Source organism: Lacipirellula limnantheis (genome assembly GCF_007746075.1).
GTDB classification, from domain to species: Bacteria; Planctomycetota; Planctomycetia; order Pirellulales; family Lacipirellulaceae; genus Lacipirellula; species Lacipirellula limnantheis.
The window spans coordinates 2,054,441-2,074,923 of record NZ_CP036339.1 but is presented as its reverse complement, the minus strand read 5'-3'; the positions used below and the strand labels follow the sequence as shown (position 1 = coordinate 2,074,923).

The 20,483-nt window shown below is 62.5% G+C and carries 20 protein-coding genes and 1 pseudogene; 8 read left to right on the top strand and 13 right to left on the bottom strand.

Annotated elements, in window-relative coordinates; translation table 11 throughout:
• Window positions 1-461: 461 nt before the first annotated feature.
• Window positions 462-896: a hypothetical protein gene (locus tag I41_RS08165; protein ID WP_145432079.1), complete on the bottom strand. Its 435-nt coding sequence runs from the start codon at window positions 894-896 to the stop codon at window positions 462-464.
• Window positions 897-977: 81 nt separating this feature from the next.
• Here I41_RS08165 and I41_RS08160 point away from each other — a divergent pair, with 81 nt between their 5' ends.
• Window positions 978-1,406: a hypothetical protein gene (locus I41_RS08160; protein WP_145432078.1), complete on the top strand. Its 429-nt coding sequence runs from the start codon at window positions 978-980 to the stop codon at window positions 1,404-1,406.
• Between the two features lie 243 nt (window positions 1,407-1,649).
• On the opposite strand, the gene I41_RS08155 is transcribed toward I41_RS08160, so the two are convergent.
• From I41_RS08155 to I41_RS08105, 11 genes and pseudogenes are all read right to left on the bottom strand, one after another.
• Window positions 1,650-2,249: a hypothetical protein gene (locus I41_RS08155; RefSeq protein WP_145432077.1), complete on the bottom strand. Its 600-nt coding sequence runs from the start codon at window positions 2,247-2,249 to the stop codon at window positions 1,650-1,652.
• 281 nt (window positions 2,250-2,530) lie between these two features.
• Window positions 2,531-2,800: a hypothetical protein gene (locus I41_RS08150; protein WP_145432076.1), complete on the bottom strand. Its 270-nt coding sequence runs from the start codon at window positions 2,798-2,800 to the stop codon at window positions 2,531-2,533.
• A gap of 68 nt (window positions 2,801-2,868) precedes the next feature.
• Window positions 2,869-3,426 carry a hypothetical protein gene (locus I41_RS08145; protein ID WP_145432075.1) on the bottom strand — a complete coding sequence of 186 codons (558 nt, stop codon included), beginning with the start codon at window positions 3,424-3,426 and terminating at the stop codon, window positions 2,869-2,871.
• Window positions 3,369-3,617, bottom strand: a pseudogene (locus tag I41_RS08140) (transposase); the annotation flags it as partial. The pseudogene I41_RS08140 and the gene I41_RS08145, both read right to left, overlap by 58 nt.
• Window positions 3,618-3,933: 316 nt before the next feature.
• The gene (locus I41_RS08135; protein WP_145432074.1) at window positions 3,934-4,470 is read right to left on the bottom strand and encodes a YfiT family bacillithiol transferase; all 537 of its coding nucleotides are present in this window, start codon (window positions 4,468-4,470) and stop codon (window positions 3,934-3,936) included.
• Window positions 4,471-4,514: 44 nt separating this feature from the next.
• Window positions 4,515-5,513, bottom strand: a complete 999-nt coding sequence (locus tag I41_RS08130) for a hypothetical protein (RefSeq protein ID WP_145432073.1) — start codon at window positions 5,511-5,513, stop codon at window positions 4,515-4,517.
• Window positions 5,514-5,632: 119 nt separating this feature from the next.
• A complete protein-coding gene (gene ligA / locus I41_RS08125; protein ID WP_145432072.1) occupies window positions 5,633-7,645 on the bottom strand; it encodes an NAD-dependent DNA ligase LigA in 2,013 nt (670 codons plus the stop codon).
• A 279-nt stretch (window positions 7,646-7,924) separates the two neighbouring features.
• Complete coding sequence (locus I41_RS08120) at window positions 7,925-8,311, bottom strand: cupin domain-containing protein (protein WP_145432071.1); 387 nt, start codon at window positions 8,309-8,311, stop codon at window positions 7,925-7,927.
• A gap of 140 nt (window positions 8,312-8,451) precedes the next feature.
• A complete protein-coding gene (locus I41_RS08115) occupies window positions 8,452-8,757 on the bottom strand; it encodes a hypothetical protein (RefSeq protein ID WP_145432070.1) in 306 nt (101 codons plus the stop codon).
• Between the two features lie 62 nt (window positions 8,758-8,819).
• Window positions 8,820-9,119, bottom strand: coding sequence for a type II toxin-antitoxin system RelE/ParE family toxin (locus I41_RS08110; protein WP_145432069.1), 300 nt, complete (start codon window positions 9,117-9,119; stop codon window positions 8,820-8,822).
• Window positions 9,116-9,394: a hypothetical protein gene (locus tag I41_RS08105; RefSeq protein ID WP_145432068.1), complete on the bottom strand. Its 279-nt coding sequence runs from the start codon at window positions 9,392-9,394 to the stop codon at window positions 9,116-9,118. The genes I41_RS08110 and I41_RS08105 overlap by 4 nt, the downstream gene beginning before the upstream one ends.
• 205 nt (window positions 9,395-9,599) lie before the next feature.
• Between I41_RS08105 and uvrA the strand changes: the two genes are divergently transcribed.
• The 3 genes from uvrA to I41_RS08090 are packed head-to-tail and all read left to right on the top strand — an operon-like array spanning window position 9,600 to window position 14,422.
• Window positions 9,600-12,506 (top strand): excinuclease ABC subunit UvrA, encoded by a 2,907-nt coding sequence (uvrA, locus tag I41_RS08100; RefSeq protein WP_246133836.1) that lies wholly within the window; start codon window positions 9,600-9,602, stop codon window positions 12,504-12,506.
• 4 nt (window positions 12,507-12,510) lie between these two features.
• The gene (locus I41_RS08095) at window positions 12,511-13,368 is read left to right on the top strand and encodes a hypothetical protein (RefSeq protein WP_145432067.1); all 858 of its coding nucleotides are present in this window, start codon (window positions 12,511-12,513) and stop codon (window positions 13,366-13,368) included.
• 52 nt (window positions 13,369-13,420) lie between these two features.
• Window positions 13,421-14,422, top strand: a complete 1,002-nt coding sequence (locus I41_RS08090) for a ThiF family adenylyltransferase (RefSeq protein ID WP_246133835.1) — start codon at window positions 13,421-13,423, stop codon at window positions 14,420-14,422.
• Window positions 14,423-14,470: 48 nt separating this feature from the next.
• Here I41_RS08090 and I41_RS08085 read toward each other — a convergent pair whose 3' ends face one another.
• Window positions 14,471-15,247: a hypothetical protein gene (locus I41_RS08085; RefSeq protein ID WP_145432065.1), complete on the bottom strand. Its 777-nt coding sequence runs from the start codon at window positions 15,245-15,247 to the stop codon at window positions 14,471-14,473.
• A gap of 326 nt (window positions 15,248-15,573) precedes the next feature.
• On the opposite strand from I41_RS08085, the gene lysS reads away from it, so the two are divergent.
• The 4 genes from lysS to I41_RS08065 are packed head-to-tail and all read left to right on the top strand — an operon-like array spanning window position 15,574 to window position 20,362.
• Window positions 15,574-17,181, top strand: a complete 1,608-nt coding sequence (gene lysS / locus I41_RS08080) for a lysine--tRNA ligase (protein WP_145436282.1) — start codon at window positions 15,574-15,576, stop codon at window positions 17,179-17,181.
• Between the two features lie 29 nt (window positions 17,182-17,210).
• Window positions 17,211-17,864: a hypothetical protein gene (locus I41_RS08075; protein WP_145432064.1), complete on the top strand. Its 654-nt coding sequence runs from the start codon at window positions 17,211-17,213 to the stop codon at window positions 17,862-17,864.
• Between the two features lie 30 nt (window positions 17,865-17,894).
• Window positions 17,895-19,454, top strand: coding sequence for an ABC transporter permease (locus I41_RS08070; RefSeq protein ID WP_145432063.1), 1,560 nt, complete (start codon window positions 17,895-17,897; stop codon window positions 19,452-19,454).
• A 44-nt stretch (window positions 19,455-19,498) separates the two neighbouring features.
• Window positions 19,499-20,362: an ABC transporter ATP-binding protein gene (locus I41_RS08065; RefSeq protein WP_145432062.1), complete on the top strand. Its 864-nt coding sequence runs from the start codon at window positions 19,499-19,501 to the stop codon at window positions 20,360-20,362.
• Window positions 20,363-20,483: the final 121 nt, after the last annotated feature.

The window sequence follows — 20,483 nt, the reverse complement described above, 5'->3', positions numbered from 1 at the left end:
TTGCGCTTCTCCAGCAGGCCCCTGAGCGCCGTTACTTTCACGGAAGTCCGCTCACGTGCGTCCGCGCTCGCGTGGAGTTAGGCCGAGGCACCGGGCGACGTGGTAGAGAACGTTGGCGTGCTATACGACGTGAAGCCGAGGCCGCCCACGTCGCAGCGAGCCCTCGCACAAGAAAACATCGCCCCGCCCAAATTGATCTTGACTCAAAAGGCGATTTATGCATCGCCAGCGCCGTTGGATATTGCGGGAAAACTATCACTTCCCAAATTCCGCGCGGCCCGCGCAATAACGGACTTGACATGGTGTCGGCCGGCGCCATTAGGCTGAAGGGGTAGCGGGTGCGCGGCGTCGTGCCGCCGCTTGCCGTGGCGACCTGTTCGGACAGTTCGCCGAGGTCAACGCCGCGGCAACGCTCGACCTGGCGGGCGGCGACACGTCGCCCGCCCAACAATCCGCCTCCGTCACCAGTCTGTGTCGGTTGTCGGCCGAGGTCCGTAATCTGGTCCGCACTCAAAAGGAACGTGCCCATGGAAGTCACCGCTAATCGTCGTCGGCCGCGCGCCCTGTAGGCCGCCCAGCGTTGGCTCGCGGCGCGGCTGCCGCCGGAGGAACTCGCGCGCCTCGATCGGCAAGGCTTCGTCGCGTTTGAGTTCCTGCGGTCGGGGGCGCGATGCGCCAAGCTCCGCTACCGCGACCTCAGCGGCCGGCAGCGCGTGGCGTACATCGGCGTCGACCGGCGGCTGGCCCGTCGCATCGCGGCGTACCTCGCCTGGCGGCAAGCAGCACGCCGCCGCCGTCGGACGCTCAACGCGTTGCAGCGCGAGCGGCGGCGGCTGCTGGCGTCGGTGCAGGCTCGCTTGCTGCCCCATCTCGACGCGTCGATCTGGCACTTTCACGGCCGGGCTCTGCGGCGACGGCGCGGTTGCGCGCGGCACGGTCCGCGCCCCGCGCTAGACTCTCGCGTGAAAGGAAAGAAGATGTCGAAACCCATTTCAACGATTGCCGACCAGCCCTCTGGACCGACCCTCGCGCCGGCCGGCGAGCGTCATGACCCGCTGCGCCGCTGGGCCCAAGAGCAAGCATCGCCTATCGGGGCGGCGCTCGGCTGGCTCACGGCGGACGTGTGCGAGCTCACTTCGAAGTTCGCCGTGCCGCTGAAGGCCGAGTTCCTCGACGCGGCGACATCGCCCGAGAATCGGGGACGAGTCGCGGACGACCTGCGGCAGTACTCCCAGCTGAGCCGCCAAGCCGAGCGTTGCCTGCGATTGGTACATGAGCTGGAGAATGCCAAGGCAAGCGCAGCGAAATTGCGGCCGGTTGATACCTATGCGAGCGGGGCTGCTGTTGGCGAGGCGAGGGACGCTGCGGCGAGCGGCATGCCGCCGACGCCTTCGGCGACGGCCTAACGGATCGCCGCCCCGCTTGCGGCACTGCTCTTTGACAATTTGGTGTTTGTATCAACGCGCCCCGCCGTCTGCGGCCACGGCGGGGCGCGAAGGGAGAACGTACGGTCGCCCCTCGAGCCTGATCACCCGCTCGATGACCGCGCCGGCGCCGCTGATAGCTAAACGAAGTCACCCTGCGCCAAAAGAGCTCCGCCCCGCGGCTGCCAGCGCCAGGCGTCTGGCGCTGGCAGCCCGCCGCGGGCTTTACGCGCCGCGAGGCGCACCCTCGCCGAGGAAGGTCATCCAGCTGTCGTAGAGCTCGCGGCGCAGCTGACTGACGCGTCCGGCGGTCAGTTGACAGAGCGCCGCGACGACGCTGGTGCGCTCCCCCTGGGCCAGGGCGTGGACGACCCGCTGGTCGCGCACCGGCAGCGAGGCGAACCACTGGCCGAAGTCGATCCGTAGCGCCGCCAGCTCGGCGGGCGTGGCGTGGCGACAGTCGCACAGCTCGGCGGCCACGTCGATCGATTCGGTGCGCCGGCCGCGCAAGCGCCACTTGCGGGAGCCGACGTCGGCCGCATTGTCGCGGCTCCCCAAGAGCCGACCCGCTCGATAGCGACGCACGGCGAACCGGGCCAGCGTCGTGGGGTAAGCGCGACCGCCGCGTCCCGACGCCGCCAGCCGGGCGTAGTCGACGGCCGCGGCGGCCAAGGTCGTCTGCACGGCTTCGTCTCGTTCTTCGGGCGCGAGCTTCCGAAAGGCGACTCGGGCGTACCGCTCGATCGTCGGCGCCATCTCGATGAACGCGGCTTGCCACGCCCGCGTGGCGCGGACGCTCTCCGTTGTTTCTGCCGTCAGGGACATGGCAGCTTCCTCTCTGCTGGGACCGCCGCCAGAGGCGCGGCGGTCGGGTGAATAAAACGTGAACCGCGCGCGCGGCCGAAGCAACGCGAGGCGTTGCCGGCTGGCCCGCGGGGCCGCTTTGGCTTGCTCGGCGCGAGCTAGCAGGCCCAGTGATTTGTGGCGCGAAACGGCGATCGATTTAGTGCGCGCCGCGGCGGCGCAATCCGGGGCGTTTGCGAGCCAGCGAAGAATCGCTGCGGGGCAGGGCGGCTACGGCCGTCGGGGGGACGAGCCGTTCCGAGTCAGCGCCTGGCCGAGAGTTCGTTACGGTCAGCGTCGACTAGCCGCAGCTTGGGCCGACCGTCAAGCGAGCAGAGCGCGACCGGCGCTTGGCGACGATGCTCGACGATCAACCGGATCGCATCGGCGTCATGGACGCCGATGTCGAGAGCGTGCTCGACGGCGTCTTGGAGTCGCTGCCAGGAGCACCCTTCCAAGAGTCGCAAGACGCCGATGAACTCGCGCGTCCCCAACCCGCCCGGCTCTGTCTCAACGAGCCGGCGGAGAAACATCCACTAACCCTGACTCTCTCATGACAGCTGGTACATGATTCGGGGAAGGCCGTCGTCGCCTTGCATACTCACGTCTTGTAACGGCTGATTGAATGGGAACGGCTAGCACCTTCCGCGATCAAAGATGTCGGGCGTGCAGCGCGGGGGCGCTCGGCGGCGCCAACGGCGCGCTGCCGCAAGGCGTCGATCTGCTCGGCCCGGAGCAACTGCCGCTTTTCAAGGTGATCCGTCAGCGAAACGCTGCCGTGAATCGACCAGTCCGAGACAGCCGCGACAATCTCCCGTTCGTTCACCAGGCCCGCCTGCAATAGTTCGGCCGCGATCGCGATGTCTTCTTCCCGTCGCGTGAAGCTCTCTTCTGGCTCGACAATCGGCGTCGAGGCAAATTGGCTCGCGCGCTCCGGGAGCGGAACGGCTTCCAGCGCCTTCGGGCACTTGGCACAATCTTGTAGAAGTCCTTGGTCGGCAACGATTGCAAACCTAGTTGGAGCGTGCGAAACGTAGAAGTCGTACTTCGTTGCGTCGTCGTCGCCTCGCGAAGGGACGATTACGAACGTCTCGTCATGCTTCATGATCCGCTGGTTGCCCTTCGTCCGGCCGCGGCAGGTCGCGACGTAGAATTCCAAGGGGCGTTTGTCCCCGTCACGAGATACTTGCGCGTCCCCCACTTGGTCCCGGCGACTTGTCGTAGCCGGGCCGCCGCCAGGATCAGCGCGCTGTTGCCGTCGGGGAAGGCGCCAACGACACGAGTCCGTCGTCCGATCTCGCGCATGAACCGCTCCAGCGGATTGCTGGTCCAAGTCCTGAACCAGTGTTCGCGATCCATCACGGCGGGGCTGCAGCAACTTGGATTCGACGTACTGACGCGTTAGCTCGACGACGCCGCGACGATTTCTGATGCCGAGTTGCCGGTGCGAGCCGCGCAACTGCACCCCCTCCCCTTCTCGCGAGATGACGATTTAATGCGCGTTGCCGCGGCTTGGGCCGCCCTTCAGGGGTGTTAGCCCATTAACGCAGCGCCGGCATCGGCGCGCAAATAGGCGACCCGCACCTTCCATAGGAATGTTGCTCGCCGGGCGAACTTGCGAACCGCGTCGTCTACCGCCGCTTGACGTTTAAATCGGAAAGCCGACTCACCACCCATGCCGCTCGCGCAGCCAAGCGATCTGCGCCGTGTGATGGCGGCCATGCCAGGCGTAGTAGCTGAGGGCGTCGCTGAGGACGACCGCCTTGCCCGTTTCGGGATGGTTGAAGCTGCGGGCGAAGTCGGCGGGCGTCATGGCCCTCAGCAATTGCACCCAGCAGCGATGGACGCCGGCGAGCATGGCGAGCGGCGCGGCGACGTCGCCGGCGCGGGCGTCGGGCAAATCGGACCACTTGTTCTCATCGTACGCCTTGATGAGCGGCTGCTCCTCGGTGAGCGTCCACTTGCAGCGGATGTAACTGTGGGCGTGACTGTCGGCGATGTGCTGGACGATTTGGCGGATCGACCAGTTGCGGTAGATGGCGTCGAGTTGGTCGTCGCTGAGGCCGGCGACGGCTTGTTCCAGTTCGCGCGGCGCTTGTTCGATGACGGCGATTAACTCGGCGCGGCGGGCGGCGGTGAGGTTCGGCTCGGCGGCGTACTCGCCGGCGGGGTTAGCTGAGGGTTGATAAGGATCTGAAAACAACGCACGACCCTTCGTCACTCACTTTTGCGAACCATCCGCCTCGATCACGCCGATCGACGACAATAGCACGAAGCGCCAATCAAACCAAAAGCCAACAACGTCGCTGCGCTCGGCTCGGGCACGCTGATGGCCAGTCCAGTCGCCTGTCCGACGAGTTCCATCAAGAGTTCACTTCCAGTCCCATCCAAATTTGCGCGATAGATATAGGACATTTCGGAAATATCCTTGCGATCGTCCACCCAGTAAAGCTTGCGGGAGATAGGGTCGATCTCAATGTCGCGCAAATTGGAACCCGAGCCGCTCGCCATTATGATTGTCTCGACTTGCGAGCCGTCAAGATTGGCACGTTGCACTCGATCCAAAAGGCGATTGGTCCAATAGACTTTGCCTTCGACGAGATCGAGCGCGAGCCCATCAACCGTCGGCAGATCTCCGCCGTCCTGCACTACAAGTTCTGGCGATGAACCGTCAAGATTCGCCCGATTAATCCTTCGAAAACGGTATTCGGACCAGTAGAGTTTCTCGTTGAGATGGTCGACCGCCAGAGCGTACGGCGTATCCAGACCGGAAATATTAAGTACTTGCGGATTAACGCCGTCAAGACTCATCGACCTGATATCGTTGATCTGCTGGTTGGACCAGTAAAGGATCTTGGCGGCAGGATCAATCGCGAGCCCCGCAGGCATGACTGCAGGAAATGACGGAGTCGCTTGAAAGAGCGTTTCAATGCCCGAGCCGTCTAACGAAGCGCGGCGAACTTTACCAAAGTTATTCTCCGTCCAGTAGATGTGATTTTCAAAAGCGTCAATGTCGAGCGCCCCTCCTTGAGAAAACGCAATCACCTGGGAAGAGGAGCCATCCAATTTGGATGAAATAATTGGCTGAGACGATCCAATGTAAGTATTGTTCGTGACAAACAACCGTCGAACGGAAGACGCTGGAAGAGCATTCGCTTCGTCAACGGCGACAAACGCCGCTAAGGTACAAATGACGCCAAGCACGCCGATGAGGCGAGAGTAACAATCGGTCGCTGATCGCTTCATGAGCAGTTCCGCCAGATGGTGCTTATTGTAGTCAAGGCCAACACAAGAACGGTAGTGTAGTCTCACGTTCCGGTCGAAGCAATCAGTCGTCATCGCCGAATGAATTCGATTGTTCGTGATCACAATTCTTTGGCGTTTATAAGGCTCTCGAATTCACCTTCAGTCAGAATCGGCACGCCAAGGCTTTCCGCCTTCGCCAGCTTGCTGCCCGCCTCAGCGCCGGCAACCAAATAGGCCGTCTTCTTAGAGACGCTTTTGCCGGCCTTGCCGCCGTAGGCTTCGATGAGCCCTTCGATCTCTTCGCGGGTGTATTTTTCGAGCGTCCCAGTGACGACGACCGTTTTGCCGGTGAGCGGACCTTCGGGCGGACGTTCGCGCTTGGGCGCCGTCATGTCGACGCCGGCGGCGCGCAGTTGCTCAATCGCGCGCTGACCTGCCTCGTTGTGGAGAAAATCGTGGATGCTGGCGGCGATAATCGGGCCGATCTCCTCAACGGCGGCGAGTTCTTCGACGCTCGCCGCCAGCATGGCGTCGATCGAGCCGAAATGGCCCGCGAGCGTTGCGGCGCCGCGAACGCCGACGTGACGAATCGATAGGGCGTTCAGCACGCGAGCCAAGCCTCGCGACCTGCTAGCGGCGATGTTGTCAACGAGATTCTGCGCCGACTTGGCGCCCATGCGTTCGAGTTGCGTCAGCCGTTCCACGGTCAGGCCGTAGAGATCGGCAAGGTCATTGACGTACTTTTCGGCGATGAGTTGCTCAGCGAGCTTTTCGCCGAGGCCTTCGATATCCATCGCCGATCGGCTGGCAAAGTACAGGAGCCGTTGGCCGAGTTGGGCGGGACACGCCGGATTCAAACAGCGGATGAAGACGCCCCCTTCATCCTTTTCGAGTTCGCTGCCGCACTCGGGACAGTGAGTCGGATAGACGAACGGCACAGCGTCGTCGGGCCGTAGGTGCTTTTCGACGCGGACGATATGCGGGATGATCTTGCCCGCCTTCTCGACGACGACGGTATCGCCGACGCGGACGTCTTTGCGGGCAATCTCTTCGACGTTGTGCAGCCCAGCGCGGCTTACTGTCGTTCCGGCAATCTGCACCGGCTCCAAATCAGCCGTCGGGGTGAGTGCACCGCTCTTGCCGACGGTGATGAAGATGTTGTTCACCTTAGTCGTCGCTTCATACTTCTCGAACTTATAGGCGACGAGCCAACGAGGGGCTTTACTTGTGGCGCCAAGCCGTTCGCGTTGGTCGAAGCGGTCGACCTTGAGCACCAGGCCGTCGACTTCGAAGTCGAAATCATGAAGCCGTTCGATCAGCGACTCACAATGCGCGACGGCGGCGGCGAAATCCGCAAATCGCTCGACGAGAGGCGTGGCTGGCAGGCCCCAATGTTTGGCGAGCTTAAGAAACTCGGAATGCGATTCCGCCGCGAGCCCCTCGCTATAGCCAACGCCGTGGCAGAAAAACCGGAGCTTCAGTTGCGCGGCCAACCTCGGGTCGAGCAGGCGGACGGCGCCGGCGGCCGTGTTGCGAGTGTTGGCGTAGAGCTTCTGGCCCGCTTCCTGCCGTCTGGCGTTAATATCCGCCAAGTCGGTGTTGTTCATGTAAACTTCGCCGCGGACTTCGACCACCGGGGGCGGGTTGTCGCCGGCTAGTCGCAGCGGGATGTCGCCGATCGTGCGAATGTTGTGAGTGACGTCGTCGCCCACCTGCCCGTCACCCCGCGTGGCGGCCTGAATGAGGAGGCCGTTTTCGTAGGTAATCGAGATCGCGACGCCGTCGATCTTCAGTTCGACGTCCCAAGCAATCTCTTCGCCTGGGAGGAGCTTGGCGGTCCGCTCGCCATATTTCTGCAGTTCTTCCAGGCTGTAGGTGTTGTCCATTGACATCATCGGGATGCGATGGACGACCGAGTTCAACTCAGGAATCGGCGCGTCGCCGACGCGCTGCGTCGGACTGTCGGGCGTGACGAGTTCGGGATGCTCGGCCTCGAGTTCCTTAAGCCGACTGAGTAGGCGGTCGTATTCGAGATCGCTGATCGTCGGCGCGGCGTCGACATAATAAGCGCGGTCGTGCGCGCGAATTTCGGCGCGGAGGGCGTCGAGTTGCTGTTGAATGTCGTCGGGCATGCGACGGATTTTAGCGTAAACGGGGCGGATTTCGCGAGCCGTGACGCGGACTTGGGTCTGGAGAATACGGGGAGAAGATTTTTAACCACGAAAAAGACGAGCAGCACGAAATGAAATACGGAGATTGCCTAACCGCTAATGAACGCTGATAGGACGCTAATAGAATAGAAAACTGCATTTCATCAGCGTCCTATCAGCGTCAATTAGCGGTGTAGTTTTAGCAATTCCCTTTCGTCTTTTTCGTGGGTAATCTCCCCGCATTCGTCAGATCAACCGAGCCTACTTCTCGATGCCGCACTCGGGGACGACCGTCACCTTCTTGTCGGCCGCTGAATTAGGGATGAGGCAGAGCATTTTGAACGGCGTGCTGCCGACGTTGCGGAACTGGTGGACGTCGTCGGGCGACACGAGGACGACGTCGCCGGGGCGTAATGGGCGCTGCTGATCGCCGTCGACGATCACTCCATCGCCTTCCAGCACGAAGATCTCATGCTCGTAGGGATGGAAATGTCGCGGCGTATGGCCGCCAGGTTCAAGTTCGAACTGCCGCATCGCGAAGTTCGGCGCGGCGTCGGCCTCGCCGACGAGCCAGCGGACCTTGCAGCCGGCGGCGCCTTCCATGGTGACGTCGTTCAGGGGGACTTCGGCGTTGTGTTTGATCTTCATGATGATAGATTGGTTAGGTGGTGGCTTGGGGGATTAACCACGAAGGCACAAAGACGCGAAGGAAGCACGAAGGGAATGCGGGAACGCGAATGGACCGAAATGTCGCCTGCTTTTTTCCTTCTATCTGCGTCTATCGGCGTTCATCGGCGGTTCACTTCGCATTCAATTCCTTGGCGTTCTTTCGCCGCACGATCCCAAAGTTTGTCGGTAGCGATCGCGGCCACGGTGAGGACGGCCAGCAGCGCCAGCTCGATCAGCAGCGCCGCGTCGCCATGGGCGCGGAGCCATTGAAACAACGGATGGCCGGCGTGAGCGCCCGCTTCGGCGCGGATGGCGTTGACCGCCTGGAACGCCATGTACCCGTAGGCGAACGCCGTCACCGCGAAGACGAGCCCTGCGGGGATGAGGAGGACATAGAACGGGTTGAAGGTTTTTTTAGCGGGCATGTAGGAGAGCTAACTGATCTTATAATTAGAGGGGACTGTGGTCTCTCTGAAAGTCAATCGTCTTAGTTGTCGTCTTCAAACAAGGCCTCCATACGGCGAGATGAATGGACGACGCGAAGCAGCCGTATGCCGTCCGGCAGCGGCTCGAATAGCACAACATAAGAGCCGACGGTAACTCGTCGAGTATTGAGGCGAAGGTATTCCACGGACTCACCCGCAAGCGGGTGCTGTTCGAGCACACGAAACGTCTGCTCCAATCGCTTGATGAGCCGGTCGGCCGCCGGAAAGTTCCGCTCGGCAACATAAATCCAGAGCCTTTGCAGATCGATGCAAGCTTGGCGCGTCCGCAAGAGGCGGCTCATTTGTTTAGCCGGGCTTGCCGCTCCGCGAACAATCGCCGCCCCTCGCGCATGATCTCTTCGGCATCGAAAGGAGCGACGTCGCCGCGTGCGATATCTTCATCCGCTTCCGCCAGCAGTCGCCGCAAGTAATCGTCGTCGACCGGCGCCACAATGTGCCGTTCAAACAGAACGTACTCCTTTTGCGTCTGGTCATCCCGCAGATAAAGGGGTGCGCCCCCTTGAGCGTCGAGGGCATCGCGAAGCTGAACGGGCAATTGCGTGATTGATGCGTCCATACCGGAAGTATACCACGACGGGAGCGTAAAAGTGAACGTTGCGATGCTCCGGCCTGCCGCGGGCGACAGGGCTAAATTGGCGTTGTCCGGAGGCGGATGTTACTGGCGGTACCGTATCCGGCGGGTGGCGAGCGATGGCGCCGATGCGGTACACTGAGCGGTTTGCCCAGACCTTGCTGACGACGACAGGAAGAGGACCAACCGCGTGGATGCCCATGGTTCGCCGCCGATGATTCGACTGCGCGGGGTGGCGGTCCACAACCTCAAGCAGGTCGATCTCGACTTGCCGCATCGGCGGCTCATCGCCTTTTGCGGAGTGAGCGGCAGCGGCAAGACGAGCCTAGCGCTCGACACGCTCTATACCGAGGGACAGCGGCGGTACGTCGAAAGCTTTTCGACCTACACGCGGCAGTTTCTGGAGCAGCTCGACAAGCCAGCGGCGGAAAGCATCGAGGGAATTCCCCCGTCGATTGCCGTGGCGCGAAAAAACGTAAGTCGTTCCAGCCGGGCGACCGTCGGCAGTTCGACTCAAGTGAATGAACACCTGCAACTGCTCTTCGCCCGCATTGGCGAAGTCATCTGCTACGAGTGCGGGGAACGCGTGGAACGCGACTCCGCGGAGTCGGCGGCCGATGAACTGCTGCGTCTGCCGAGCGGCACGCGCGTGATGCTTGGCTTCGTTTCGCAGCGCGGCAAAGAGCGCCATGCAGAAGAGTGGCTGGGCGACTTGGCGGCGCTCGGCTATCGCCGTTGCGTGTTGGCGGAGAAGACCGAGGAGATCAGGCCGGAGTTAGCGCCGCGACTGGCGGAACTCAAAGAGATTGAGGTGGTCGTCGATCGAGTGACCGCCCAGCCGGACGGTTCGACGCGGCTGCGTGATTCGCTCGAAAGCTCGCTGGAAGCGGGACGCGGGGCGGCGGTGGCCTGGGTTGAAGCCAGCGCAGAAGGGGTCGGGAGTCTTTTGCGACTGGATGACGCCATTGCTCAGGAACCTCGCCAACCGCAAAAGACTCCCGACTCCGTGCAACTCGACGATCGCGCGTGGACCGTGCGGCGTTTCAGCAATCGCCTGCGCTGCGAGCGCTGCGGCATCCAGTACCCTGACGTCGAACCGCAGCTGCTCAACTACAACAACCCTCTCGGAGCTTGCAAGGCCTGCGAGGGATTCGGCAACATCATCGACGTCGACATGCAGCGGGTCGTGCCCGACGCCGAGAAGTCGCTGCGCGACGGCGCGATCGCGCCGTGGAACACGCCGGCCTACGCCCATGAGTTGGAAGAATTGCTGGCGCTAGCGCCGAAGTACGGTATCCCGATCGACGTTCCTTTCCGCGACTTGAATGAAGAGCATCTGAGGCTCATTCGCGAAGGCGTTCCGGAAAAGAAATTCGGCGGGCTCACCGGGTTTTTCAACTGGCTGGAGCGGCGGAAGTACAAGATGCACATCCGCGTCTTTCTCAGCCGCTGGCGCAGCTACTACCCCTGCCCCGCCTGCGGCGGCGCTCGGCTTAAGCCAGAGGCCTTGGCGGTGCGGATCGGCGGCTGGAACATTGCTGAGGTGATGGCGATGCGCGTCAGCGAGGCGCTTGCCTGGCTGCGCGGACTGATGCTCAGCGACTGGCAGCGCTCGGTCGGGCAGTTGCTGGTCGACCAGGTGACGGCCCGACTGAATTACTTGGAGCGCGTCGGCGTTGGCCACTTGGCGGTTGAGCGTTCGTTACGAACTCTCAGCGGCGGCGAAGCGCAGCGGGTGGCGCTCACGGCCGCGCTCGGGTCGAATCTTACCGGCATATTGTATGTACTCGACGAACCGTCGGCGGGACTGCATCCTGCCGACCTACCGCGGCTCGTGGAAGCGGTGCGCGGCCTGTGCGGGCGCGGCAACACCGTGGCGCTTGTCGAACACGAACCTTCGCTGATTCAAGCGGCCGAACATGTGGTCGAAATGGGCCCTGGCGCCGGCGAGTTTGGCGGCAAGGTAATTTTTCAAGGTTCCCCGGCCGAGATGCTGGAGCATCCCGAAAGCCGCACGGGCGAGTGGCTCGCCGGGCGACGCATCGGCGCCGATCGAGGGTCGCGGCGGCCGGCGACGCATGGCTGGCTCAAGCTCGTCGGCGCTCGCGGCAACAACCTGCAAAACGTTTCTGTCGAGTTTCCCTTGGGGCTACTGTGCGTCGTCACGGGCGTCAGCGGCGCCGGTAAGAGCACCTTGGTGCAGCAGACGCTCTTCCCCGCGGTCGCCCAAAAGCTGCGGATCGAAGCCGAGAAGCCGGCGGAATTCGACGACCTCATCGGCGCCGGGCAGGTGGAAGACGCGCTGCGCGTCGATCAGAGTCCGATCGGCCGGACGCCACGGTCGAACCCCGTCACCTATGTGAAGGCGTTCGACCCCATCCGTCTGCTGTTCGCCGAAACGACAGAGGCCAAAGCGCGATCGTTCAAGGCGGGCCATTTCAGCTTCAACGCCGAAGAGGGACGCTGCGAGGCGTGCCAAGGCGATGGTTACAAGAAGATCGACATGCGCTTCATGGCCGACGTGTACATGAAGTGCCCAGAGTGTCACGGCGCGCGGTATCGCCGCGAGGTGCTGGAGGTGAAGTATCGCGGCCTGAGCATTGCCGACGTGCTCAATCTCTCCGTGCGCGAGGCGTTCAATTTTTTCCGCGGACATAAGAAGGTGCTCGCGCGGTTGAAATGCTTGATCGATGTGGGGCTCGATTACCTACGTCTCGGCCAGCCGGCCAACACGCTGAGCGGCGGAGAGTCGCAACGGCTCAAGCTGGCAAACTATGTGTCGGCGGCTCGGCGCGGGCGAACGCTGTTCGTTCTCGATGAACCGACGACCGGGCTCCACTTCTCGGACGTGATGCAGCTGATCGAGTGCTTCGATTCGCTGGTGGCGATGGGCCACTCGTTGATTGTCGTGGAACATAACCTGCAGATGATGCGGGCGGCCGATTACATCATCGACGTTGGTCCCGGCCCGGCGGAAATGGGCGGCCGCGTCGTGGCGGTAGGCACGCCCGAGGAAGTGGCCCGCAACCCTGACTCGATCACCGGCCCGTTCCTGGCGGAGGAGTTGGCGCGCGTCGCGACTGAAGCGGATGATTGAGGGAGTGAGCATCAGGCTGCGCGAACCAACCGAGTCGAGCGTGCGGGTGACGCTGGCGCCGATTCGCGACGCGGTTGATTTGGAGGGAACGTGGGAACTGTACGGTCCCCGGTGCGAGTACGCGCGGACGCTGGCATCGACCTTCCGCGGGAGCGCGACTGAAAGGGGCGCCGTTGAGTTTTTGGTGACCGAGCCATGCTATTGGTCGCCGGAGCTTCCGTTTTTATACGAGCTGCGCCGCGTCGACGCAGCGAGCGATGGCCGAGTCCACACGCTCGGCCTGCGGAACTTGTCAGTGCACGGGCCGAACCTGCGTTTGGGCGGCAAGCGAGTCGTCCTGCGAGGAGCGGCGACGCTGACGTTGAGCGATCAGGAGACTCAAGAAGCTCATTCGGCGGAGGCGGCCATTGTTCTCCGCTCCGTTGACGACGCGAGCCTGGTAGCCGCGTCGCGTTGGGGCGTGTTCACGCTGGTTGACGCCACGGCGATTGCCGGCGAGCTCGCGCACGTCATCGCTCGATTCTCGTGGCGGCCGGCGGCGGCGGCGGTGCTGCTGCGCGGCGACCAGCTGGAGGGAGTGAGCGCTCGGGGGATGGAATGCCCGTTGCTAGTAGCTCGGCGGTTCGACTCGTCCAACGTGACTGATACGGATGCCATCGCCGCTGACTGCAACGTCGCTGTGGCGATAGTTGAGCGCGGCGAGAGGCCGCCGAGGTGGATGGCAAGTTGCGGTCGGCCGGTCGTTGCGGTTCGCCGCGGGGCAACTTACGCTGACTTTGTTGAGGCTAGGGCGGGCTGTGATCGGCTGCAGGCCGATCTGGCGCCGGAATTCGATCTGGCCGGATACTTCGTCGCCAGATGACGGACGCGTTATGGATGCCGAGACTTCACCGTTTGAACGTTATCGCCGTCAAATGCGGTTCGCGCCGCTAGGCGAAGAGGGACAACGTCGTCTGCGATCGTCGAGCGTCCTGGTTTGCGGCTGCGGCGCCCTGGGCAGCGTCATTGCCGACCAACTCGTGCGCGCGGGAGTGGGGCGCGTGCGGATCGTCGATCGCGATTTTCTGGAACGCGACAATCTCCACCGCCAGATCCTCTTCGACGAGCGGGACGTGGCGGAGGAGTTGCCCAAAGCGGTCGCCGCGGCGCGACGGTTACGGCAAATCAACTCCGAAATTGAGATCGAAGCCGAAGTGGCCGACGTGACGGTGGCGAATATCGCGCGGTTAGCCGCACGCGTCGATGCGATTGTTGACGGGACGGATAATTTTGAAACTCGTTATCTGCTGAACGATTACGCCGTCGCGAACAATGTCCCCTGGGTTTTTGGTGGGTGCGTCGGGGCCGAGGGGCAGATGTTGGCCATCCTGCCGGGCGAGACGGCTTGCCTCAGTTGCCTGCTGCCCGAGCCCCCGCCGGCGGAACTTCAGCCGACATGCGAAACGGCCGGCGTCATCGGACCCATCGTCGCGACCATCGCCGCGTTGCAGTCGGCCGAGGCGCTGAAGATTTTAAGCGGCCATCGCGAAGCGGTCAGTCGGCGGTTGGCGGTGGTTGATCTCTGGAGCAACCAGCTCCGCACGATCGGCATCTCACGGGCGACAGGCGAACCGCGGTGCCGTACGTGCGTCGAGCGCGATTTCCCGTGGCTGGATGGCCGCCGCGGGGCCGCCGCGATTGCGTTGTGCGGACGCAACGCCGTCCAGCTCGCTTCGTCCGGAGGCGAGCCGACGTCGCTGGCTCAACTCGCGGCGAAACTCGCGGCGGTCGGCAAGGTCTTCGCGAATCCTTACCTGCTGCGGCTCGAAGTTGAGAAGTACCGGATCACCGTGTTTGCCGACGGGCGGGCGATTGTCGGCGGCACCGACGACGTCGCGGAGGCTCGCGTGGTGCATGCACGCTACGTCGGCGGGTAGCGTCGACGCTGCGATCGACTCCAGGCGACGCCGCAATTTGTCCGCAAGCTATTGCACTGCAGCCGCGGCGGCGGCAGCGGCAGCTGCATTGGCCGCTGCTCGAGCGCGCTGCGAAATGCCGCTACCTCGCCGCGGCGTCGCCGTGCCGGCCAGCGATAGTTCCCCCTGGCGAAGTTCGATCTCCTCCAGGCGGCGGACTTCGTGGTCGGTGGAGAGGGCATTGGTGACCCCGACTAGCATCACCGGATCCCCTTCGTGCTCAATCCACTTGACCGCGATCTGCAGGTCGTCGGCCCCGCGATTGATGTGCTCAATCACCCGGCTCAGCGGCAACGGCAGCACGCCGATGCGGGCCTTTCGCAGGCGTAACCCCGCGACATCGTGGCTGGCCATGAACGGTTCGCCTTCGATCGTCACCACGGCCTGGAACTTCTCCCCTTCGTAGCGGTAGCCGATGTGGCAGCGCCAGTCCTGGAACGAGACGCGGGGGTCGACGACTTCTGGCGGGAGCAGCGTCGGGTACTTCTCCTGGAGGATGGTTGCAAGCCAGCCGTTGACTTCGGCGTCGCTAAAGATCGACTGCCAGCGTCCGGTGGTTTCCGCCTGGTCGACGAGATCGGCGACGCGATTCTCCATCCGCTGGCCAGCTTCGCGCGATTCGGCGGGCTTCGCGGCGACTGCGGCGGCATAGAACGGGTCGACCGCTTGCGTCGCGCGAAACGCAACGACGCCGGCCACCGCTGCCACCGCTAGCACGGCGATTGCCGCCGCGGCGATCAGTCGAATTCGTCGCGGTCGTGCGCCAGCAGGATTATGCTCTTCCATCAATCTCTCTCCGTGGCCTCTTCCCAATGGGGCCGGTGGCGGCCAGGTGGAGGTCAGAAATGGTAGGTCGGGCGTCAAGGAACGTCAATTTTCGTTTGGCCGCCGGCGGCACGGGTTGTCCCGATTTGGGTCCCGCGAGCTGCTCGGGGGCGTTGGAGCGATCGCGGCGCCTCGCGGACGCTTGCTGTCGGCCGGAGTGGCGTTGACCCCTTGCTGATCTTCACTAAAATCTTTCCACTCTTGACCTTAGTGCAATTCCAGCCGTGCAGCGGGCTTGCCCTCGAGCTCCGACTTCGCATTTTTTCATGACGCTCGCCGCCCCATCGATGACCGATCAACCAAGTCCCAGCGACGACCAGACCTCCCGCGACCAATCGTTTCTCGAGGCGGCCCGCCGCGCCAAATTGGCGCGCATCATCGAGCTGGGCCACGATCCGTGGGGCACGCGGTTCGACGATCGTCAACTCATCGGCGAGATCCGCGGTCGCGCGGGCGAGATCGTCTACCGCAAGGCGGACGGGGCGAACATCACCTTGCCGTCGCTGGAGACCGAGGAGGAGCGTGCCGCGTTCCGCCCTTGGCTCGCAGAGCAAGGCCCCGGCGAGATCGTCGGCCCGCAAGTTCGCGCCGCGGGTCGCATCATCCTGTCGCGCGACAAAGGGAAGCTGCTGTTCATCGACATCCGCGACATGACGGGCCAGGTGCAGCTCTTCATCGGCCGCGATCAGGTCGGCGATAGCTGGGAGCTGGCTCAATGCTTCGACCTCGGTGACATCATCGGGGTGGACGGGACGCTCAAGCGCACCAAGACAGGCGAATTGTCGATCTTCGCTGAGCGGCTCCATATCTTGACCAAGTCGATCGAAACTCCGCCAGAAAAACATAGCGGCCTGCAAGACGCCGAGTTACGGACGCGCCAGCGGTATCTCGACCTGACCTACAACGAAGGGGTCCTCGACCGGTTTCTCGATCGGACGCGGATCGTGTCGTCGATTCGCAAGACGCTCGGTGATCGCGGGTTCGTTGAGGTCGAAGGGCCGACGCTCCACACGATTGCCGGCGGCGCCGCCGCGCGGCCGTTCACAACGCATCACAACACGCTCGACCTCGATCTGTTTATGCGAATCGCGCTGGAGTTGCACCTGAAGCGACTCTTGGTCGGCGGCGTCGAGCGCGTGTACGAACTGGGCCGCGTCTATCGGAATGAGGGTATTAGCCCCAAGCATAACCCCGAGTTCACGATGCTCGAGGTCTATCAGGCGTACGGCGATTACCGTTCGATGATGGACCTCACCGAAGAGTGCATCTGCGAGGCGATCCACGCCATTCGCGGCGGCGGCGACGGCAAGCCGACTTCGTACAGCATTGATTTCGCGGGAAAGACCGTCGATTTCCGGCCGCCGTTCAAGCGGGCGACCTACGCCGAGTTGTTCCAACAGCATGCGGGCGTCGATCCGACCGATTCGGCCGCCGTCGCGGCACTGGCGAAGAAGCTGGGCATCGAAACGGCGGGCCGGCATCCTGACGTCATCAAGAATGACGTCTTCGAGGCAAAGGTCGAAGACGCCCTCGAAGGGCCGATCTTCGTGATCGACTACCCGGCGAGCATTTGCCCGCTGACGAAGCGGAAGACGAGCGACCCGACGGTGGCGGAGCGGTTCGAACTGTTCATCGGCGGGATGGAAATTGCCAACGCCTACACCGAACTGAACGACCCCGATCTGCAGGAAGAGCTCTTCCGCAGCCAACTCGCGGGGATGAGCGAAGAAGATTCGATGGCGAAGATGGATCACGATTTCATCCGCGCGCTGCGGCACGGCATGCCGCCGGCGGGGGGGCTCGGGATTGGCATCGATCGGTTTGTGATGCTGCTGACGGGGACCCAATCGATTCGGGATGTGATTTTGTTCCCGGTGCTGCGGCCGGAAAAATGACGGCTGCGGCGGCAAGGAGGCCGCAGATAATGCGATTGCTCAGCATCGCCACCGCCATCAGTCTTGCTGTGCTAACGGCTGGCTGTGTGTTTACAACACATAAGTTAAGCGAGGTAGGCCAAGCAGTTACGGATGAGGCAATTGTCGGCGTCTGGGAGGAGCAGTCAGACCCCGAATTTGGCAGCGGCGGTCGGATCGCAATCGAGCACTATACGAATGGTTTGTATTTGCACCGCGACTTAGATAGCGGCGATCCGCACTCAAATCCATTCAGGTTGTTCAAAATAGGGGATGTGACCTACTTGGAAGAAGACCTAGCCGAGTGCGCGGCTTTGAATGGAAAGGTTCTGGTAGAAGCAGCCAAGCAAGACCCGAATACTCCGCCGGGAAACCTGCTTCCCGTGCGTTGTGAACGTCGCGGAGAGTGGATCGCCGTCTGGCTAGCCGACCAAACAGTGATCGATCGGCTGATCAAAGACGGTGAGTTGGTTGGCACTCCGGGGGTGGGATGGCTGGGCACTGCAGTAATCACATCGACGGCAGTCGAATTAGCAGCATGCCTAGAAAAACATAGCGATGAGATCTACCGAATGGATGATCCGCGACCACTACAGCGACGCATTTACCGTCGAGTGTCAACGCAAGTTCCAGCCGAAGTTTCGGACTCCAAGAGAAAGCCCTAGTACGTTTTTCCTCGCCAAGGACGGCATGATATGTACAAACTCCTCCTCTGCTGGCGTTACCTGCGCACGCGCTATATCGCGCTGCTCTGCATCGTAAGCGTCACGCTCGGCGTGGCGACGATGATCGTCGTCAACAGCGTCATGGCGGGGTTCACGCACGAGATGCAGGGACGGCTGAACGGGATGCTCGGCGATTTGATCGTCCGGACGCGCAGTCTCGACGGGGCTCTCGACGCCGACGCCCATATGGCGAAGATTCGCGAGACGGTGGGCGACGTGGTCGTCGGTATGTCGCCGACGGTGCATGTGCCGTCACTGCTCTACATGACCGTGGGGGGCGAGTCACTGCCGCGGCAGGTGACGCTCATTGGCATCGACGAGGCGTCCTACGCCTCCGTGAGTCAATTCGGCGAGTTTCTGCAACATCCTGAGAACCGCAAGCAGCTGTCGTTTAATTTGCGGGATGAGGGGTACGATGTGCTCGATCACCAAGTGCCCGCCGAGGAGGCGAAGCCGCGGGAGGTAATGCGCGACGCGGGTTGGAAGTATCGCTCGTACAAGGCGATGCTTGCCAAACAACGAGCTGCCGACGAGAAACGGCTGCGGGAACTCCGCGAAGCCGATGCAGGATCCAAGGCCGACGCCTCCGCGACGCCCGCCACGATGGACCCCTTCGCGGCTGCGGCTGCCGCTTCCGGCGAGCAAGAAGGACGCGACTTCGACCCGGCGACGGAGCAACACACCGGCATCGTGTTGGGGATCGGGATCTGCGGTTTCCGCACGCCCGACGGCGTCGACCACTACCTTGGCTTGCCGGGCGACGACGTGAAGGTCGCGTTTCCACTGGCCGTGATGCCGCCCGAGATCGTCGGGCAGGAATACACTGTCGTCGATTTCTATGAAAGCAAAATGAGCGAGTACGACGCGAACTTCGCTTTCGTGCCGCTGAAGGCGCTGCAGAAGGATCGGGGGATGATCGATCCGAAAACTGGCGTCGGCAAGTTTACGACGATCCAGATCAAGCTGAAGCCCGGCGCGGACGCTGATGCAATTCGCGATCGCCTCCAGGAGGCGTTTCCGCAGCAACTGTATCAGGTCAGCACCTGGCGCGACGAGCAGGGCGCTTTGCTCGCGGCCGTGCAGATGGAAACCGCCGTCCTTAACGTGCTGCTGTTCATGATCATCGCGGTGGCGGGCTTCGGCATCCTGGCGATCTTCTTCATGATCGTCGTCGAGAAGACGCGCGACATTGGCATCCTGAAGTCCCTCGGCGCCTCGGGCTGGGGGATTCTCGGAATTTTCCTCGCTTATGGCCTCAGCTTAGGCATCGTTGGCGCGGGAGTCGGCACCATCGGCGGGATCATCTTCGTTAAGAACATCAATGAGGTCGCCGACTTTCTGGGTTGGCTCACAGGTCAGCCGGTATTCGATCCGTCGGTCTATTACTTCTACAAAATCCCAACGATCATTGAGCCAGTGACTGTCATCTGTATCGCTAGTGGAGCAATGGGCATCGCCATTTTGTCGAGCATTATCCCCGCCATACGCGCCGCGTCGCTCCATCCGGTCCGCGCACTGCGATTTGAGTAGACGTACAGAATTCACTTCGTCGCCTCGAACGATCGAGACATCGCATGAGTCGCCAACCTCTTCAATCGACGTCTGCTTCTCCTGGGTGGATTACGCCGCGTCGCGCAGCCGATGCGCCGCTGGCGAGTCCGCGCAGCAATGGCGTCCTCACTCTCGCCGACCACGCGGCGCGATCACGCCAGGAGCTGGAATTGACGCCGGTGCTCGAAGAGGTCTCGATTCAACTCGCCTGCCGCGAGCTTTTCAAGAGTTATCGCAAGGGGAACATCGGCATCCCCGTCTTGCAAGGAATTAGTTTGTTTGTCGAACGTGGCGAGTTCTTGGCCATCGTGGGCCAAAGCGGCAGCGGCAAGAGTACGCTGATGCACTTGCTTGCCACGCTCGATCAGCCAGATGCGGGCGAAATCCGGTTCGACCATCACCGCATTGACAACATTCCCTCGGCGGCCCGCGACATGCTGCGCAACCGCCACTTTGGGATGGTGTTTCAGTTTTATCACCTGCTGCCGGAGATGACGGCGCTCGAGAACGTCCTGGCGCCAGCGATGATTGCCGGAGGAGTGCTCGGATACCTGCGAAATCGAGCCGCTTACCGGCGTCGGGCATACGAACTGCTCGAAATGGTCGGCATCGGTCACCGCGCGAAGCACAAGCCGCGCGAACTATCCGGCGGAGAAATGCAGCGCGCGGCCGTCGCGCGGGCGCTCATGCTGAAGCCGAAGTTGCTATTCGCCGATGAGCCTACTGGGAATCTCGATCGAGCCAGCGGGGAGTCGATTATGCGGATGCTCGCCGAGTTGAACGACCGCGAAAAGCTCACTATAGTCATGGTGACCCACGACCCCTGGATCGCCGGGCAGGCCGACCGGACGGTGAAGCTTGTCGAAGGCCGGATTGCCCAGGGCTGATGGCCCCGTCAACCTCGCCCAATAATCACCGCGGAGAACGCAGAGTACGCCGAGAAAATGGCCTGAGCGGCGAACCTTGGGAGCGAGAAATTTCTCCTGAGAATACATGCCGTTCGATCCC